Source organism: Pseudomonas sp. GR 6-02 (assembly GCF_001655615.1).
Classification (GTDB): Bacteria; Pseudomonadota; Gammaproteobacteria; order Pseudomonadales; family Pseudomonadaceae; genus Aquipseudomonas.
In genome coordinates this window covers 2,742,762-2,759,046 of record NZ_CP011567.1, presented here as the reverse complement: position 1 = coordinate 2,759,046, position 16,285 = coordinate 2,742,762, and the positions used below count along the sequence as shown (strand labels likewise).

11 protein-coding genes are annotated in these 16,285 nt (G+C 62.2%); 1 reads left to right on the top strand and 10 read right to left on the bottom strand.

Annotated features, from left to right (window positions below; all coding sequences use genetic code 11):
* Positions 1-130: 130 nt before the first annotated feature.
* The 10 genes from PGR6_RS12345 to PGR6_RS12300 form a co-directional block, all read right to left on the bottom strand.
* Positions 131-1,591: an amidase gene (locus PGR6_RS12345; protein ID WP_064617344.1), complete on the bottom strand. Its 1,461-nt coding sequence runs from the start codon at positions 1,589-1,591 to the stop codon at positions 131-133.
* Between the two features lie 16 nt (positions 1,592-1,607).
* Positions 1,608-2,855 (bottom strand): MFS transporter, encoded by a 1,248-nt coding sequence (locus tag PGR6_RS12340; RefSeq protein WP_064617342.1) that lies wholly within the window; start codon positions 2,853-2,855, stop codon positions 1,608-1,610.
* Between the two features lie 10 nt (positions 2,856-2,865).
* On the bottom strand, positions 2,866-3,801 hold the full coding sequence (locus tag PGR6_RS12335) for a SphA family protein (RefSeq protein ID WP_018927885.1): 936 nt from the start codon (positions 3,799-3,801) through the stop codon (positions 2,866-2,868).
* Positions 3,802-3,879: 78 nt separating this feature from the next.
* Positions 3,880-4,863, bottom strand: a complete 984-nt coding sequence (locus PGR6_RS12330; RefSeq protein ID WP_064617340.1) for a helix-turn-helix domain-containing protein — start codon at positions 4,861-4,863, stop codon at positions 3,880-3,882.
* Between the two features lie 144 nt (positions 4,864-5,007).
* Positions 5,008-7,431 carry an efflux RND transporter permease subunit gene (locus PGR6_RS12325; protein ID WP_064617338.1) on the bottom strand — a complete coding sequence of 808 codons (2,424 nt, stop codon included), beginning with the start codon at positions 7,429-7,431 and terminating at the stop codon, positions 5,008-5,010.
* Positions 7,432-7,483: 52 nt separating this feature from the next.
* Positions 7,484-8,584 carry a WD40/YVTN/BNR-like repeat-containing protein gene (locus PGR6_RS12320; protein ID WP_064617335.1) on the bottom strand — a complete coding sequence of 367 codons (1,101 nt, stop codon included), beginning with the start codon at positions 8,582-8,584 and terminating at the stop codon, positions 7,484-7,486.
* Positions 8,585-8,654: 70 nt separating this feature from the next.
* A complete protein-coding gene (locus PGR6_RS12315; RefSeq protein ID WP_018927881.1) occupies positions 8,655-10,016 on the bottom strand; it encodes a DUF1329 domain-containing protein in 1,362 nt (453 codons plus the stop codon).
* A 15-nt stretch (positions 10,017-10,031) separates the two neighbouring features.
* Entirely contained in the window at positions 10,032-11,681 is a 1,650-nt protein-coding gene (locus PGR6_RS12310; RefSeq protein WP_064617333.1) for a DUF1302 domain-containing protein, read from the bottom strand.
* Positions 11,682-11,760: 79 nt separating this feature from the next.
* The gene (locus tag PGR6_RS12305; protein ID WP_064617331.1) at positions 11,761-12,528 is read right to left on the bottom strand and encodes a coniferyl-alcohol dehydrogenase; all 768 of its coding nucleotides are present in this window, start codon (positions 12,526-12,528) and stop codon (positions 11,761-11,763) included.
* A gap of 71 nt (positions 12,529-12,599) precedes the next feature.
* Positions 12,600-14,075, bottom strand: a complete 1,476-nt coding sequence (locus tag PGR6_RS12300; protein WP_018927878.1) for a benzaldehyde dehydrogenase — start codon at positions 14,073-14,075, stop codon at positions 12,600-12,602.
* Between the two features lie 293 nt (positions 14,076-14,368).
* Here PGR6_RS12300 and PGR6_RS12295 point away from each other — a divergent pair, with 293 nt between their 5' ends.
* On the top strand, positions 14,369-16,141 hold the full coding sequence (locus tag PGR6_RS12295; protein WP_064617329.1) for a sigma-54-dependent Fis family transcriptional regulator: 1,773 nt from the start codon (positions 14,369-14,371) through the stop codon (positions 16,139-16,141).
* Positions 16,142-16,285: the final 144 nt, after the last annotated feature.

Below are 16,285 nucleotides of genomic sequence, written 5' to 3'. Positions count from 1 at the left end.
GCTGCGTTCGGCTGCGAAGCAGTCGTCAAACCAGAACTTGCGGTACGTCTGGCAGACCGCATCAGCCGGATTCACGACTGCTGCGCAGCCGAACGCAGCCTCGCAGGCTCGGCAGCTGCTACCAATCGTGTTACGGCGCGGTGCGCAGGCACGCATTCACCGGCGGTACGCGCTGCCGCCAGGGCTGAGCCTGCTCCAGTTGTGCGGCCAGGCTCAGCAAGGTCGCCTCTTCGCCGAAGCGGCCTGCGAAGTGCGCGCCCATGGGCAAGCCTTGCGGGCTCCAGTGAAGCGGTACCGACATTGCCGGTTGCCCACTGGCATTGAACAACGCGGTAAACGGCGAGTAACTGTGGAAGCGCTCGATCAATTCATCGAGACTCAAGCGGTCGTCCCGCAGGTCCAGCTCGCCGATCGGTACCGGTTCACGGGTCAGGGTCGGGCTGAGGATCAGGTCGTAATCCTGCATGAACAGCGCCAGTTGCCGGCCCAGGGCATGAATCCACTCCACCGCTGCCGCGTATTGCGCGCCACTGACCCCGCCCTTGTCGCGCAGAATGATCCGCGTACGGGCTTCCAGCTCCTCGGGCTGTACAGGCGCACCACGCAATTGGCCCAACAGGTCGACGTAGTTTCGCGTGCTGGCACCGATGATAGTGAACACCTGGTCAAGAAACTCAGGCAGCACCACCGGTAACCGGGCGGGTTCTACCCGATGCCCCAGCGACTCACACAGGCTCGCAGCCTGACGCACCGCCTCCAGGCTTTGTGTGGAAGTCGGCCAAGACCCGATCTGCTCCACCAGGGCGATACGTAATGGCTGCGGAGTCTGTTGTACAGCAGTCACATACGGTTGCGCCGACAGCGGCGCAGCATAGGGCGCACCCAAATCGATTCCCGCCGTGGCGTCGAGCAAAGCCGCGCTGTCACGTACCGATAAGGTGATGCAGTGGTTGGTGCCCATGCCCGCCCAGCCCTCGCCTATCATTGGCCCGGAGGGCAGCAAGCCACGGCTTGGTTTGAGGCCAAAGACTCCGCAGCAGGACGCCGGCACCCGCAACGAACCACCGCCGTCATTGCCATGGGCAAACGGCACTACCCGCGCCGCCACCAGGGCCGCCGCCCCGCCGCTGGAGCCGCCAGCGCTGTGCTCGGTGTTCCACGGATTGCGGGTGGCGCCGAAACGTGTCGACTCGGTGGAATAGGATGTGCCGAACTCCGGTGCCGTGCTGGTGCCGACGATCAGGCAACCGGCGCGGCGCAGGCGGATCACCACCTCGGATTCGAAATCGGCGCGGGCCCCGCCCAGCGCCAGCGAACCATTGGTCATTGCGGCACCCTGCACCGGCGCGAACAGGTCCTTGATCAAGGTCGGCACACCGGCAAACAGTCCGTCCCGAACCTGAGGTTCGAGCGCTGCCTCGCGGGCCTTGTCGTAGAGCCGCTCGGCCACTGCGTTGAGTTGCGGTTCAACCCGCTCCAGTCGCTCGATCACTGCGTCGACCAGCTCCACGGGCTGCACTTCACCACGCCTGACCCAAGCGGCCAGGCCGGTGGCGTCTTCCTTGTCCAACAACTGCTGGATGTCTTGCATGTTTGATACTCCGGATCTATTTCAATGACGAATGGGTGGATGGCACGGAAGAGTTCGAGCGGCGGCGCGATAACCCGGCGATCGCCCAAAGCAACGCGGCAGCAAGACTGGCAAAGGCCAGCCATTCGATGGCGTGACGCAGGTCGCCGGCAAATGCGCCGAGCATCGCCACCACCAAGGGGCTGACGAACTGACCGAAATACAGGCACGCGGTGAAGCCTCCCAATCCCCGACCACGGGTTCTAGCACTCAAGGCCTCCATCATCGGCGCCATGACATTGGGCACCAGCAATCCCGCGCCCAGGCCATGGATCACCACCGCCAACACCACTTGGTTGTAGCTTTGCCCGCGCATCAGCAACCACAACCCGAGCGCCAGCAACAGCAGCAACACCGCATTGGTGCCGGCGATCCCCAAGCGTCGACGCAGCAGCGGCCAGGCCAGGGAACCGCCCAGGGTGGCCAGCAGGCTCAAACCGGCGGACAGGCCAATCAGGGTGCTGGATGTGACCCCGAGACCCACCAGCAAAATGGGCGTCTGTACCGGCACCACAAAGCTCAGCACCATGCCCGCGAGGATCAGCAGATAACCCAACACCAGCGGCAGAATCGTCACCCGCTCCGGTCCCTGAACCTCAACGGACGGCTGCGTACGAACCGGCTCCCAGAGCACCTTCACCATGGCCGGCACCAGCAGCAGCGGCAGCAAATAGAGGAGGAACGGCAAGCGCCAGGAGTGCTCGCCCAAAGCGCCACCAACGACGAAGAACAACGCACCGACCAAACCGATGGTGACCACCTGACGATTGATGTAGCGCAAGCGTTCCTCGCCCTGCCAATAGTCGCCGATCAGGGTCGCGCAACAGGTCATCACCGCCGCCTCGGCCACCCCGAACAGCAGGCGCACGGCGACGATGGACTGCAGATCTCCCAGCACCGTCGGCAACGCGCCGAGCAAGGCATAGAGCAAGGTGGCGATCACCAGCAACGCCTTGCGCCCGACTCGATCGGCGAGCCAACCGGCCAGGGGCGCGCACACCGCAATCGCCAGCGCCGGTCCGGTGACCGCCAGTGGCACCAGCAGGTCGGCCCGGGAAGTGAGCGGCCCGAACTCGGCACCGAGTTTGGGCAGGATCGGCGCGATCATCACCGAGCCCATGATGGTCAGGCTGCTGCCCAGCACCAGCACCAGCCCTTCGCGGCGTCCCGTGGCCTGACGCACGACAGGCGTCGCCAGGGTTGAAGCGCAATGCACAGAAGTCATGGTCCGGTCCTCAGAAACTTTGGGAAACGCGCAAGGCGACGGTGTAGCCTTCGGCGCGGTTGCTCGCGCCCTGCTCTTTGTAGAGGTGCAGCCAGACCGGCGGCAGGCCCGGTTTGACGTAGCTCACCGCTGGTCCCACAGCCAGCACCCTGGCGCGATTGCCACTCGTCAGGCCCGGGGCGTCGTCATCGGTGAACTGACGGTAGTAGTACCCGCCGATACCGGCGGTCCAGGGGCCGAAGTGCTGGCCCACGGCGAACTCATGCCGGTACTCCACGCCGTTCTTGTAGTCAGTGGCAGGGTTGCGCGTGTTGATGTCCACCTCGAAGCTCGATGACACCTCGAAGCCGGTGTCACTGATGTAAGTGGCATTGACGATGGGGGAAAAAGTCCAGTGATTGAGCCCGGGGGAAATCAGCCGGTTCTTGTCGTAGTCGCCGGTGGGGGTCTGGATCTGAAACTGGGTGTTGACGAACAGGTTGGGCGACAGGTTCCACTGCAGGATCAGCGGCAGAAACTGCACGTCTGCCAGGCGGAACGGATCGGCCTCAAGTTTCAACGGACCGCCCGGCGTCGGCACCTCCAGGGAAGCATCCATCTTGAAGAAAGGCACCACCGTGCCGAAACCGTATTGGGCACCGAGGACGCTGTAGTCCGTCATGCGCATATAGGCCAGGCCGATGGACAGCACGTCCAGGGAGAGATTGTTGTCCAGAGAACGACCGTGGCGGTCCTTCTGCACGTTGGCCGAATAGTAGGCCGTGCGCAGGCCCAGGGTGCCGAATGGCGTGGCCGGCGGCATCATCCCGGCGCCGAAGTCATAGACGCCTACCGCGGTGGTCGGCGCTCCGTTTTCAGTGGCCTGTGCTCCGGCGCACAGGCCGAACAGCCCCAGGGTAAACACAGTGACGCGGCTGATGCCTGAGTTGTTGTTCTTGTGATTCATCGAATGCCCCTCCCAACCAAATGGTGTGGGCCATCCTAGTAACGACTCCGGTAGGCGGGTTATCCGTTTTCAGCACAGTTAATGGCGACGCAAGGTCTGTGAGGGCGTCTCTCCGAACAGTGTGCGGTAATCGCTGGCAAAGCGACTCAGGTGCCAGAAGCCCCAACGCGCCGCCACCTCTTGCACCCCATGTTCATGGGGGCTGTCACGCAGTTCACGACGCACTGCATTGAGGCGCAACGCCCTTAAATACGCCACCGGATTGATACCCAGGGTTTCCTGGAAACAGTACTGGAGTTTGCGTCGGCTGGCGCCGATGTGATTGCACAGATCGAGGATCGACAATGGTTCGTCCAGATGCCCCAACGCGTATTCCCTGGCACGATCGACCATGCGTTTGCGCGCCGTCGGGTTAAGGGGCGCGGCCTGATCCGGCGCGACCAGCTCCAGCAGTTGCACCATCACGGCATCGCGAATGCCATGACGGATCGCCTCATAGCCCAGCAGGCTGTCGTGGCCCTGATCGGCAGCGGCCAGCTCGTCGAACAGCGCCGCCAACTCAGCCTGCACCGAGGAAGCCCCCAGACGGTAACACTTGGGAAGATCGGTAATTCGAAACCGGGCGCCCTGGCGCTCCAGCACATGTTCAAGGGCCTGGACATCAACCGCCACCCCCAACAGATCCAGATGTTCGGGCGTGCGCAGATCGGGCAAGTGATCACCATGGGCCACCAACAGGCTCGCATCATGAATCGGATGCCCCGCACAAAACACCGCCCCCTGAGCGCTCAGCGGCACGCTGAAGGTGATGGCTCCCTTCCAGGCGCTGCCACTCTTGAGCATCGCCTGATTAGAGCGGTCGCGCGCCAGTTGCATCCATCCGGCGCGAAACTCGATCAACTCGCCTTCAAAGCGCCCGGGCGTCAGCTGGTCATAGCGTACCTGCCAGCCGTCCATGTTCTGTGCGTGCTGATCGATGTCGTTGGTGCGATAACGATGAATCGCCGCAGTCATGTCCGGCGTACCGGTGGCGCCTTCCACGCTAGGGTTATTGTTATTCATGGACCTTTCCTGTTGGGCACACAAGGCTTGCAGGCCGTTGGGGAGGCAAGTTCCATTCCGCCGTAACAGGCATTGGCGCAATTGTGCCGAAAACGGCTAGTCGGTCCTCACTGTCCCCGTCCTCGTGTAGCGCTTGCCGAGTCCTCAGCCCTCCTTGACCAACAGCCCATGCCGGCTCGCTTCAGGCTTTTTTGCGAAGACCTTCTGCGGCAGCAACAGCCAGGCCAGGGCCGGCAGCAGGATCAGGGCGCCGAGCATGTTCACCAGGAACATGAACGCCAGCAGAATCCCCATGTCGGCCTGGAACTTGATCGGTGAAAACGCCCAGGTCGACACTGCGACCGCCAGGGTCATGCCGGTCAGCAACACCACTTTGCCGGTGAACAGCAGCGCCTGGTAATACGCCTGGGCCAGGGTGTCGCCGGCACGCATGCGAGCCAGGATTACACTCAAGACATACAGCGCGTAGTCGATGCCAATGCCCACGCCCAATGCGATTACCGGCAGTGTCGCGACTTTGACCCCCATGCCCAGCCCCACCATCAGCGCCTCGCACAGTATCGAGGTGAGCATCAGCGGCAGCATCGCGCAAAGGGTTGCACGCCAGCTGCGGAAGGTCAGCAGGCACAACAGGCTGACCGCGCCGTAGACCCAGAACAGCATCTCGCGCATGGATTTTTTCACCACGATATTGGTCGCGGCTTCGATCCCGGCGCTGCCGGCGGCGAGCATGAATTTGACCTCTGGCATCTGATGCTCGCTGATGAATTTCTCGCTGGCCTGCACCACCCGATTCAGGGTATCGGCCTTGTGATCGGCCAGGTAAACGTACAGCGACAACATCGAACAGCCCTGATTGAACAGCTCCCGCGGAGCACGGGTTTGCACGGCGCCCAGCGCACCGTCATTGGGGATCAACTCATACCATTTGAAGTTGCCTTCGTTGTAACCGGCCGTGGCGATTTTGCTCAGCGCCGCCATCGAGGTGGTCGACTCCACACCGGGCAATTGCTCCAGCCGCCAGGCCAACGCATCCACTGCCGACAGGCTCGCGTAACGGGTGCACTGATCTTCCGGAGTCTTGATCATGACCACGAAAATATCCGAGCTGGCCGCATAGTTCTGGGTCATGAACAGCGCGTCACGGTTGTAGCGCGAGTCAGCCCGCAACTCCGGAGCGCCGGGATCGAGATCACCGATCTTCAGGTGCAGGCTCACGGCAAAACCGAACGCTGCCAGCAGCAGACCGCCCAGCATGGCGCCCATGGCCCAGCGCCGTTGGGTGAACAAATCGAGTACGCGCCACAACGGATGCTTGATCTGCGCCTGCAGTTCGGCGTTTTCCGAACTCAGGCTGCGTTGCGCTGCTGCCGGGCTGACACCGATATAGCTGAGCAGGATCGGCAACAGAATCAGGTTGGTGAAGATCAGCACCGCCACACCGAGGCTGGCGGTGATCGCCAGATCCTGAATCACCCGGATATTGATCACCAGCAACACCGCGAAGCCCACCGCATCACAGAGCAACGCGGTCATGCCGGCCGCGAACAGTCGGCGGAAGGTATAACGCGCGGCCACCACCCGGTGGGTGCCGCGACCGACGTCCTGCATGATGCCGTTCATCTTCTGCGCGCCGTGGCTCATGCCAATGGCGAACACCAGAAACGGCACCAGCGCCGAGTACGGGTCCAATTCATAACCGAGGGTGGCGAGCAGACCCAGCTGCCAGAGCACCGCCACCAGCGAACACGTCACCACCACCAGCGTGCTGCGCGCGCAGCGGGTATAGCCAAACAGCACCAACACCGTCACCAGTACCGCCACCACGAAGAACAGCAAAACTTGAGTCAGCCCCTCGATCAGGTCGCCGACGATTTTGGTGAAACCGGTGATGTGAATCCGCAGGTCATCGCTCTGGTACTTGTCCCGCAGGGCTTCCAGTTGCCGGGAAAACTCGCCGTAGTCCAGGGCCTTGCCGGTCTGCGGACTGATGTCCAGCAACGGCACGAAGATCACGCTGGACTTGAAGTTGCCGGCCACCAATTGACCGACCTCACCGGAACGCGCGACGTTGGTCCGCACCTGTTCGATACTGGCCGCCGAGCCATCGTAGTCGTCGGGGATCACGGTGCCGCCATCGAGCCCCTCCTCGGTCACGGCGGTCCAGCGCGTGGTCGGGGTCCATAACGATTTCATGTAGGGCCGGTCGACACCCGGCAGCAGATAGAGCTCGTCGTTGAGCCTGGCCAAGGTGTCGAGATAGTCCTTGGTGAAAATGCTGCCTTGTTTGACCTCCACGGCGATCCGCAGCGAGTTGCCCAGGCCGCTCAACTCACTGCGATTCTCCAGAAAGTTGGCGACATAGGGATGCCCCGTGGGAATGGTTTTCTCATAACTGGCATTGATGCCGATGCGCGTGGCTTGCCAGCCGAGCACCAGCGTCACCAGCAGACACAGCAGGATCACCAGCGGTCGATGGTTGAAGATCGCCCGCTCGGCGAAGTTGCCCGACGCCTGGTCGAAGTCTGCCAGGCGGCCGATCACGGTTTGGGTTTTGTCGTCTTTCAAGTCTGACTCCTGTTGCACGGGCCGTGGCCCGATAGCGCTGCACCGTGAAGTTTCAAGGTTTGGCGGAGGCCCGTGGATCCTGGTCAGCGGCCACACCGCTCAAACCGACGCTGGCCAGGCTGCCGTCGGCCGCCTGTTGCACGGCCGCGACAGTCCCGCCGCTGCGGCTCTGGCGTTTGTCGAAGCTACGACCCTGGTCATGGCTGAATAAAAGTTCGCCGCCCTGGCTGGCCAACAGCAGGCTGCCATCGCGCAGTTCGATGGCGCTCGCCAGTGTTGATTCGATGCCGGTGTCGAGGCGTCGCCAACTGCCGCCACGGTCATCGGACCACCAGGCGTTACCGCGCAAACCATAGGCAATCAAGGCGCCGCCGCGAGTGCCGAGCAGGCCGAAAAAGCTGCCTTCATAAGGTGACTTCAAGGCCTGGAATGAATGCCCGGCATCGGTCGAACGCAACAGCAAACCGCTCTCCCCCACCAGCAGCAGATCGTTGCCCGAGACGCGAATGCCATACAGGTTCAAGCCCTGCGGATTGTCCACATGCTGCATCCACGGCTGCCAGCTTCGCCCACCGTCGTCGGTGCGGTAGATCTGGTTATAGGCGCCAACGACGTAGCCATGCAGGCGGTCACTGAAGTACAGGTCGAGGAACGGTTTGTCCGGTCCGTCGTCGAGCATCTGCCGGGCCTGCGCCAGGTTGCCGGCGCCGCCCGGCTGATCGGCATCGCGCTCAGCGGCCTGCACCGCCAGCGCGGCGGCGCGTTCACCGTCGAGTTGCTTGTGCCAGGTTTCACCGCCGTCCTCGGTGTGCAACACCACGCCCAGATGACCGACTGCCCAACCCTGCTCGGCATCGACGAACTGCACCGCCGTCAGGCTGACGCTGACCGGCACACTGGCCTGGCGCCAATTCACTCCAGCGTCATCCGAGAGCAGCACGATCCCGCGCTCGCCGACCGCCACCAGTCGCTCGCCGGCCCGGGTCAGCCCGAGCAATGCCGCGCGCTGGGCCTTGGCGGTCGGCAGTGCCGGCTGCTGCAGTACTGCAAACGTATTCGCCTGGGCGCTGAATACACACGCCATCAAACCCAATGCCAGGACGCAGGCGCCCCGGCGCAGGCCGAAGCCCGCATAGCGTTTTTGCACCATCATGTCGGTATCCCACTCGCAAAGTCACAAGCGACCGTAGCGCGCACCCTCACCCACCACGGCCCCCTCAGGTTCAACGCATGTTTTCGTTGGCCATGGCATCCGGCGTGAAATAGGACGCCGAAGGTTTCGCGACTTTCTGGTACTGGACCGCCAGATCGTTGCTCGAGGAGTTGAGGAAGTAGGCGCCGGTGTCGAGGTTGTAGCTGCCCCACATGACCTGCGCGGTGAGGGCCGGCAGGTCCGGCGCCAACAGCGTCAGCGAATACATCTGCCGTCCGAGCTTGCCCTGGGCGTCATACCCGTCGGCCATCAGGATCTGCCAGGAGTCTTCGTCGATGTAGTAGGTGCGACGCGGCACCACATGGCGCTTGCCGGATTTGAGCGTGGCCTCGACCACCCAGACCCGATGTTTCTCCCAACGCACCAGGTCAGGATTGAGGAAGTTCTGTTTGACCAGGTCGTCGCTCTTGGCGAGGCCGGCGCGGTTATTGTTGTAGGCGACAATCAGTTCTTTCTTGCCCATCAGCTTGAGGTCATAGCGATCGGTAGGCCCGAACAGCATGAACGCTTCGTCGAACAGACCGACCCCTGAGGTCACGAAGTCCGGGGTGTCGTAGGCAATGTTCGGCGCACGACGCACCCGGCGCTGGCCGACCAGATACTGCCAGGCCGCGCGGTTGGCCGGGTCCAGGTCCCAATGGGTCATCAGGCCTTCACCGGCCTTGGACGATGGCAACTCGGTCAGCAGCTTGCCCACCAGGTACTTGCCGGAAAAGTTTTCCAGGCTGCCGTCTTCGACGTAGTAGGGAAACTGGTAGGTGTACTGGGCGCGGGTTGCCTGGACTTTCTTGCCGCCGGCGGTCATCAGCCAGGTATCGAAAGGCGAGCTGATGGTGTCGCCGCCCTGCCAGGACAATCGATAGTTCCACAGCACTTGCGTACCGTTTTCCGGGATCGGGAACGGAATGCCGCCATAGGCGCCGGTGACTTTCTCGCTCGCCACGTCCAGCGTGGCGCGGGTGGCATTCTTGCCGGTGTTGTCATACACCCATTGCGGGGCTGCCGCCGAGCGATGGGTCGGGTAGACGTCCAGGCGATAGTCCGGGTATTTCTTCAGCAGCAGTTTGGTGCCTTCGGCCAATACATTGGCGTACTGCTCCATGTTCGAGGCCTTGATCGAATACAGCGGTTTTTCACCGGCGAATGGATCGGGACGTTTGTCACCTGGCTTGTAGCCAGGCGCGACCTTGGTGTAACCGCCTTGCCAGGCCGGGATGCTGCCATCGGCGTTGCCGGCGCGCTCGCCACCAAGGGGTGTCAGTTCAGTCTTCAAACGTGCAGCCTGCTCAGGCGACACGGCCGCCTGCGCCAGGCTCATGCCGGCAAGGGCCAGGGTGAGGACGCAAGTGTTGAGAAATGCTTTGTTCTGCATGGCGAATCCACCTTATTAGAATGAGGTTTTCACGTAGAGCGAGACGAAGTCGCGGTCGGCCAACGACTGCCCGTAACTGAAATTGCCGTCCTCGCGCAGCCCGGCTTTTGGGGCACCGAAGAAGTTCACGTAGTTCAGGCCGACATCCCAGCGCTGCAGGTAGGTGGCCTTGAGCCCGACACTCCAGTCGCCGGAATGGGTATTGCCGAAGCCCGATTTGTTGACCGCCGAAGAGCGCCCATCGAGTACCACACCCATGCCGATCGGCACGGTCAGGTCGATCCCGTCGACAATCTGGAAGTACGCCGGCTCCACCAATACCCGCAGTGCCGTAGCATCGCGGGTGGTGTTGGCATCCAGCGCGGCGGCGTTCTCGGTCACGCTCAGGGTGCGGTTCCAGGCCAGCTCGGCCAGTGCCGAGCCGCCATCCCAAAATGCGGTGGGCGATAACAGGTAAATCGCCGACAGGTTGGCGTGAGCGGTTTTGCCCCTGGCAAACAGTGAGTTATCGTCGCCATCGGCCGCCACGCCAGGGGCCACCACTTGCAGATTGCTCACCAGCGGCGCGTTCCAGCGCACGGAAGTTTCACCGGCAAAGTTGAACGGCCCATAAGCGGTGGAGAAGCTGACGCCGGCAGTCTTGATGTCTTCGGCGTAGACCTGACGATAGGAACTCAGGATCGGCAACCCGGTGGCGGCCGCAGCCGCACCGTCGAGGTAGGCGTACAGGCCGGTCGGGGTTTTGTCGTGATACTGCGCAGCGTAGAAACCCAACTCCAGCTCGGTGCCGGTCGGCTTGAAGCGGATCTGCATACCGCCCTGCCCCGAATTTCGCGGTTTCAAATCACCGCCATTCACCGTGTCGTTGCCGAACACTTCGCGCAGTGAACCGCTGCCGTAACCGATGGCATCGATATCGCTCAGGTAGCTGCCGGCGCCGGGCACATTGGAGCGTTCCCACTCAAACTGGTAGTAAGCGCCCACCGACAACTGCGGGTTGATCTGCAACTGCCCGGAGATCTGATTGACCGGACGCAGGATCTCCTTGAACTGGGTCCCCGGCACGCTGAGCAACTTGACCACATCGGTCGGGCCCTGGGCATTGGCAATGCCGTTGCCACCGTAGAACAGGCTTTCGCCGTAGATCAGGCTGTGTCGGCCCAGACGCACCACGCCCTGGGAGTCTTCACCGAGGTCACCGCGCAGGAACACGAAGGCGTCGAGAATTTCCGCGTCGCGACCGTGGAGCTTGCGGGTTTCGCTGAGGAAATGCGTTTGCTCGCTGCTGTCGGTGTCCTTGTTGTAGATATCGTCGTACCAGGCTGCGCCGCTCACACGCAGGCCATAGTTTTGCCGGCTGAGGTCCATTTCGGAAAACAGGTCCAGACGATTGGAGACCAGGCCACTGCTGAAGTTTTTATCGCCCTGACTCTGGATCGAGGGATACAGGCCGTTGGCGGTCGGTGCGTTGACCAATCGGCTGTCCTGCCCCTGAAGACGCCAGGCCTGGCTGTACTTGATGGTGTTGTCCCAACGCAGTTTCCAGTCGGAATCACCAAGGTCCATTTGCATGGCCTCGACCCTTTCGACCATCACACCGGCGCTGCATAACGCCAGAAACAGGGCGCAATGCTTGAAACGAAAGCAACGTTTAACGTTGTCCATGGACGCTCCTCATTATTTTTATTTTTGGCATGGCTTCGCCACAGGTAGCGGCTTGCGCCGCCGTCTACAGGTGTGCATTTCAGATGTAGGTGGAGGCCAATCCGCCATCGACGGCCAGGTTGACGCCGTTGATCCAGCGCGACTCGTCGGCACACAGGAAAGCGATCACCGCCGCTACCTCATCGGCATAAGCGGGGCGTTTCATGCGATGGGCATCGGCCTGGGTTCGGGCCTCACCGAGCATGCTCACGAAGTCGCCGAGGATCGGCGTGAAAACCGGACCTGGCGCGACGCTGTTCATGCGCACCGAATGTTCGAGAAACCAGGGTTGGGCCTGCAGGTAATTCCAGACGATCAAGGCTTCCTTGAAATACTGGTAGCAGGTCTGGTCCGGTACCGGGTGCTCGGCCAGCCAGGCCTGCCCGGCGGCGAAACCTTCGATGCACGCCAGCGCCTTGTGCTGTTCCAGACGTAACGGCCACTCGGCGCCGAGGATCGAGGCGATATTGACGATGCTGCCGCCAGCGTTGATGCGTGGCAGCAACGCGCTGCTCAAGTGGCGCAATCCCAGGTAGTTGACCCGCGCCAACAGTTGCGGGTTTGCAGTGCCCGGCACCCCGGCGATATTGCACAGGCTGTCGATCCGTGCCGGTAGCTGCGCCAGCAACCGGTCGATGTTCTCGGCACTGCTCAGATCGCCCTGAACAAAACCATCCAGGGTCATGTGCGGCGCCTTCAGGTCCACGCCAATCACGTGGGCGCCGTGGCTGCGCAGCAGGCTTGCCGTGGCCGCGCCGATACCCGAAGAGACGCCAGTCACCAGCACAATCTTGTTGTCGAGTTTCATGTTGAGTCCTCTTATTATTTTTGTGTACTCGGTGAGCCGACCTACCTTGTCGGCCCGACAAAACCGGCCCGTCAGAACGGGTAACGCGGCGCCTTATCCTTGACCGTCACCCATTGCCATTGGGTGTATTCATCCCAGTCGGCCGGGCCGCCTACGCTGCCGGCATTTCCTGAGCTGCCGCGTCCGCCGAAGGGGTTGATGCATTCGTCGGCCACTGTCTGGTCGTTGATGTGCAACAGCCCGCAATTGAGTTGCTCGCCCATCGCCATCGCGTGCCCGACCGAAGGCGAAATGATCCCCGCGGACAAGCCATACTCGGTGCGGTTGGCCAGGTCGATGGCCTCATCGTCGCTGGCAAAACTCACCACCGTGGCCACCGGGCCGAAGATTTCCTCGTCGAACGCGCGCATGCCCGGGCGCACACCGGAAAGCACCGTGGGTTGGTAGAAGAGCTGCTCATACTCGCCGCCGGCTTGCAGAGTTGCCCCGGCCGTCACACTCTCCGTGACGATTTCATGCACTCGCAACAGCTGGCGTTTGTTGATCAACGGCCCCAGCACCGCCTCACCGCGAGCGGCATTGCCGACCGTGATTGCCCGTGCCTTTTCTGCCAACCGGCGGACCAGTTCTTGTGCAATCGACTCATGGGCCAGGATGCGTCCGGTGGCCATGCAAATCTGCCCCTGATGCAGCCAGGCACCCCAGGCGGCGTTACTGGCCGCCAGTTCGAGATCGGCGTCTTCGAGCACGATCAACGAGTTCTTGCCGCCCAGCTCCAGGGCGACTTTTTTCAGATGACGCCCAGCCAGCTCCGCGACTTTGCGCCCCGCTGCGGTGGAGCCGGTGAACGCGATCATCCGCACATGCGGATCGCGGCACAGCGCTTCTCCGGCTGGCGCTGCACCCGGCAACACCTGCAGCAAGCCCTTGGGCAGACCGGCCGCCTCGAACAACCGGGCAATGATGAAACCGCCACTGACCGGGGTCTGCGGATCGGGCTTGAGCACCACGGCGTTGCCCGCCGCCAGCGCCGGCGCCACCGAACGCAGGGACAACACCAGGGGAAAGTTGAACGGCGAGATCACCCCGACCACGCCATGGGGCAATCGGCGTGCATAGGACAAACGCCCCGCTTCGCTCGGCAGAACCAGACCATGGGGTTGCGACAGCAGCCCGGCCGCCTGATGCAGCAACACGATCGCCTCACGGACCTCATGTTCACCCTTGAACAGGCTGCCGCCACTTTCCCGGGCGATGTACAACGCCAGTTCGGCAAAGTGTTGCTGGGCCAGTGCGGCAGCTTTACGAAAGATCTCTGCGCGTTCCCGTGGCCCCAATGCCGCCCAGGCCGGTTGAGCACGAGCAGCGTTCAGGCTGGCAAACGCGATGTCCGCTGCATCGGCCAAGCCGGTGACGGTCAACACCTCGCCGGTGGCCGGTTCGATGACGCTATGGCTGCCGCCCAATGGACGTAGCCAGTCGCCATTGAAGATGCGTTCACGCCATGGCTCGTCCCGCAGAAAATCGGATGGTTCACTTACCGACATTTCGGTCTCCCGGCTCTTGTGTTTGTCATTGCCTGACGCGGCCTTGCTAAAACGATGCAAGGCGTCTGCGTGGTGAAAGCGCTAGAGCAAGGGCTGTGCCGACTTCCTGCGTCGCGCCGCATTTCAAGTGGCGAAGGCTCTGGCCTGCGGGCTATAGAGGGGTGTTTGCGAATAGGACAAGGTGCTTGGCGTACAGCCGGCAGCTCGCCACTTGTCCAAATGATAAAGTTATGTTTAATAACTGTTTTGCTAGTTGATCATTTCGATCAGTCGACTCGCTCAGGGGCATAACAATGAACAATCCCCATTCGCTGCTTCCTCATCTTGCCGTGCAGGAGGAGCATTTCTCGCCCCGAGGCGACAGTACCCAACTGGCCGAAGGCAACTCACCGACCCTGGCCGAGTTGACCGAATGCCTGTTCTTTTCCCCTGTTGACGGACGTATCTGGCTCAACGACCAGCGCATGCTGCTATTGCACAGCTCATCCTTCGGCGCGCTGCGACGGGAAATTATCGAGCGCCAGGGACTGGAACAGAGCCGAGGCCTGTTTACCCGTACCGGCTATCTCTCCGGCGCGCGCGATGCGCGACTGATCCGCGAGCGCTGGCCAGACGCCGACGCCGCGGCGGTTTTCTCGGCCGGCACGCGTCTGCATACACTCGAAGGCATGACCAAGGTCGAACCCCTGCACTTCAAATTCGACGCCGACTCAGGCTTCTATGAAGGTGAATTCCTCTGGCACCATTCCTGTGAGGCCGACGAACATATCGCCGCCTACGGGATCGGCCAGGATCCGGTGTGCTGGACCGAACTGGGCTATGCCATCGGTTATGTCAGCGGGCTGTTCGGCCGTCTGGTGATCTTCCGCGAAACCGAATGCCGGGGCATGGGCCATGAGAGCTGCCGGGTGATCGGCAAGACCGCCGAGCAATGGGGCGATGTCGAGCAGGACCTGAGTTATCTCACCGCCTCGCCCTCAAGTACCGCACCCAAACAGCCTCAAGCCCCGGCGCCCGCCCCCCAGGATGACGACAGCGAAAACCCCGGCGGACCAAAACCGATTGGCGCCAGCGCGGCCTTCAATGCCGCTACCCTCGCCTTGCAGCGCGTGGCGCCGACGCCCGCCACGGTGTTGTTCAGCGGCGAGTCCGGGGTCGGCAAAGAGTTGTTCGCCCGTCAGTTGCACCAGTTCAGCCCACGCCATCAAGCACCTTTCGTGGCGCTCAACTGCGCCGCCATCCCGGACAATCTGATCGAGGCTGAACTGTTCGGTGTCGAACGTGGCGCCTACACCGGCGCGACCCATTCGCGCCCCGGACGCTTCGAGCGCGCCCAGGGCGGCACGCTGTTTCTCGACGAAATCGCCAGCCTCAGCCTGCCGGGTCAGGGCAAGTTGCTGCGTGCATTGCAGGAGCGGGAGATCGAGCGCATCGGCGGTGGCCAGCCCATCAAGGTCGACGTCCGGGTGGTGGCGGCCACCAATGTCGACTTGCGCAAAGCCGTGGCGGCCGGAGAATTTCGCGAAGACTTGTTCTACCGGCTGAATGTCTACCCCATCGTGCTGCCACCGCTGCGCGAACGTCGCGACGACATTCCGTTGCTGGTCAACGCGTTCCTGCGGCGCTTCTGTCAGGCCTACGCCCGCAAACCCGCCGGCCTGACCATGCGCGCACTCAAGGTGTTATTGCGCTATGACTTCCCCGGCAACGTACGAGAACTGCAGAACCTGGTGGAGCGCGGCCTGATCGCCAGCGAAGACGGCCAAGCCATCGATCTGATCCACCTGTTTCGCAACGAACCCATGCCGCAGGATGCGTACTCTCTGGACGACAATGGCAGCCTCGCCGCAACCGACCAGAGTCCCGCCGGCACACAGCCTCGCCCGGCCTTGCTGGAGACCCTGGCTCGCCTGGAACACTTCTCCATTGAAGGGCTGGAGTCGCGCCTGATCGATGAAGCGCTGCAAAAAAGCCAAGGCAATCTGGCCGCTGCCGCGCGACTGCTGGGTTTGAGTCGTGCGCAGTTTGCCTATCGACTGAAAAAATACCGACAGGCATCGGCTTGATTCAGGCGGGTCAATGCACGCTGAACAGTGCGTAAAAGATTAATGAAATTAACTATTAAGCCTGAGGACGCTCGCCATCAGCCAACGAGACTTTTCGCTTCCGGGATAAACGCGCACTACAGAAATTAGCGCTTTAAAAGTTTT